The sequence below is a fragment of the Pseudoduganella aquatica genome (assembly GCF_009857595.1).
Classification (GTDB): Bacteria; Pseudomonadota; Gammaproteobacteria; order Burkholderiales; family Burkholderiaceae_D; genus Rugamonas; species Rugamonas aquatica_A.
Genome location: NZ_WWCU01000122.1, coordinates 1 through 540, shown reverse-complemented (window position 1 = coordinate 540; position 540 = coordinate 1). Strand labels below are relative to the sequence as shown.

Sequence of the window (540 nt, the reverse complement as noted above, 5' to 3'; positions counted from 1 at the left end):
CTTCCTTGCTCAGCGATTGCTTTGGCACCTGCACGAAGCTGGCGTCGATCATCTGGCCGCCGCGCGCAATGTAGCCGTGCTTGGCCAGTTGCCGGTTGACCGCGTCGAAGATGCTTTCGCTGGCGCCGGCCTGGATCAGGCGTTCCTTGAAGGTCCAGATCGTGGTCCGGTCCGGGATCTGGCTGCTGGCACGCAGTCCGGCAAAGCGCTGGAAGCTCAACCGGTCCAGCAGCTGGAACTCCATCTGTTCATCGGAGAGGTTGAACAACTGCTGGATCAGCAGCACCCGCACCATCAATTCGGTCGGGAACGGCGGGCGACCGCCGCGTTCACGGCTGGGACGCGGCGCAGCAAGATCGACCTCGGCGGCCAACGCCGCGAAGTCCACATGCTGCTCCAGCAGCCGCAGCGCGTCGCCAAGCTTGTTCAGCTTCGCTTCGCGCTCCTGGTCTGCAAACAAGCTGGTTTTGATCATCGGAAGAAGGTCAGTGTTGGCTCTGCGACATCATGCCATTTTCGGTGAAGTTTTTCGAGATCCCC

At 61.5% G+C, this 540-nt stretch carries 1 protein-coding gene; it reads right to left on the bottom strand.

All coding sequences use genetic code 11. The features are described 5' to 3' along the window. Positions 1–475, bottom strand: a 475-nt coding sequence (locus GTP77_RS29855) for a transposase (protein WP_161075755.1), incomplete at its 3' end; no start/stop codon positions are given. Positions 476–540 lie beyond the last annotated feature (65 nt).